This window comes from Bradyrhizobium sp. PRIMUS42, from assembly GCF_023006515.1.
Taxonomy (GTDB): Bacteria; Pseudomonadota; Alphaproteobacteria; order Rhizobiales; family Xanthobacteraceae; genus Bradyrhizobium.
The window spans coordinates 1-1,816 of record NZ_JALBGZ010000990.1; the positions used below are offsets into that span (position 1 = coordinate 1).

Genomic DNA, 1,816 nt, shown 5'->3' on the forward strand with positions numbered 1-1,816 from the left:
GATGGCGAGCGGCGAGATCGTCGACCGCACCGATCGCCGCATCGACCCACGAATCGGGATCCTGCTCGGACCACAGCGGCGCCGGATGCGACAGCGCAAGCTCGCGCGTGGCCGTCGCGACAATCGCGCCGGCCTCGCTCACGAGCACCGCTTTCACACCGGATGTGCCGATGTCCAGTCCGAGATACACGCCATCCTCCTCTTTACCCATGACGATGCGCGATCTTGATCGTCGCGCTGGCCGCCACGGGCCGTTCGATAGCCAGCTGCCACTAGGGCAGATTGTCCCGCATCACGATGTCGATCCTGATCTTCTCCTGTTCGCGCAGGATCGGCTCGCCGCGGGCGAGGGCGAGCAGCACGCGCACGGCGGCTCGCGCTTCATGTCCGGGGTTCTGCGAGATCGCGGCATCCATCACGCCCTGCAGCAGCAGCCGCCGCGTCAGCACGGTGACGTCATGACCGACGAACACCACCTGCTTGTCGCGGCCGGCATCGCTCAACGCCTTGGTGACGCCCTGCGTACCGGCGCCGACATTGTAAAGGCCGACAATGTCGGCATGCCTGCCCAGCAGTCGCGCCAAAACCTGTTCCGAGCGATCGTCCTCGTCGCGCCCCTCCAGCACCGGCAGCACGCCGAGCCCAGGGAATTCCGACGCCATCACCTGGTTGAAGCCGAAGATGCGCTCGGCATGGTCGCGCAGGCCCTGCGAGCCCGCGACGATCGCGACCTTGCCGGACTTTTGGCCGACCAGCCGCCCGACCAGTGCACCGGCGGTGCGCCCGGCAGCGATGTTGTCGATGCCGATATAGTGGTGGCGGCGCGACGACGGCACGTCCGAAACCAGCGTCACCACCTTGGTGCCGGCATCGACGAGATCGTTGATCGCGGCGCGGACGCTCGGATGATCCAGCGCCACCACGGCGACGCCGTCGCAATCGCCCGACAGCGCCTCCAGGGTGCCTGCGAGCACCGACGGGTCGAACACGTCGGTTGTGACCATCTCGACGCTGAGGCGGCGCGCCGAGAGCCAGGCCGACATCTCGCCGAGATAGGCCTCGATCTGCTGCATGAACGGATTCGACCCCGACGGCATCACAAAGGCAAAGCGGCGGGCGCGGCCGCGGGCAAGCTCCGCGGCGGCGACGTGGGGCTGGAACGAATTGCGCTCGATCGCCGCCTTGACGCGCCGCACTGTATCGGGCCGCACGCCCGGCCGGTTGTGCAGCACACGGTCCACCGTCGCGAGACTGACACCCGCCTCGCGGGCGATGTCCTTCAGCGTCAGCGCAGTGGCGGTGAGAGTATCGGCCATGGCTGAAGGCTAACAGAGGTTTTTTGAGGTACGCAACTCATTTTGAGGGGCGCGACGGAATTTTCGGCCCCCGGTTGCACTGCGGCAGTCGGCCGGAGAGCTCAGCGGCCGCTCAGATCCAGCGTCAGGAACAGGCTGTTGGGGTCCTCGACATAGCCCTCGAACGGGCCGCAGAGGACGAAGCCATGCGCCCGGTACAGCGCGTGGGCCGGCTTGAAATAGGCCCACGAGCCGGTCTCGAGGCTGAGCCGCGTCAAGCCGCGCGCGCGGCCTTCACTGATGATGTGGCGGAGCATCTGGCCGCCAAAGCCGCGACGCCGCGTGGTCCGCAGCGTGTGCATCGACTTCACCTCGCCATGGCTGGCCGAGAGCGTCTTCAGCGCGCCGGTGGCAGCGAGCGGCGAGACCTTGAGGCCGATCGCGGCAAGGCCAAAATAGCCGAGGAACAGGATGACGAGCAGCGGCGTGCCCTGGATGAGCTGGACATAGACGGCACTGGC

Annotated in this window: 3 protein-coding genes; all 3 read right to left on the minus strand. The window is 67.2% G+C overall.

Annotated elements, in window-relative coordinates; all coding sequences use genetic code 11:
- Positions 1–190, minus strand: a 190-nt coding sequence (locus tag MOV75_RS36635; protein WP_247007819.1) for an FGGY family carbohydrate kinase, incomplete at its 3' end; no start/stop codon positions are given.
- 82 nt (positions 191–272) lie between these two features.
- Complete coding sequence (locus MOV75_RS36640; RefSeq protein WP_246932421.1) at positions 273–1,316, minus strand: LacI family DNA-binding transcriptional regulator; 1,044 nt, start codon at positions 1,314–1,316, stop codon at positions 273–275.
- Between the two features lie 101 nt (positions 1,317–1,417).
- Positions 1,418–1,816: GNAT family N-acetyltransferase (locus MOV75_RS36645; protein WP_247007820.1), on the minus strand; the 399-nt coding region annotated here is incomplete at its 5' end.

Coding starts and splice junctions, on each gene's coding strand:
- MOV75_RS36640 (WP_246932421.1), bottom strand. CDS start 1,316: ATGGCCGATACTCTCACCGCCACTGCGCTGACGCTGAAGGACATCGCC.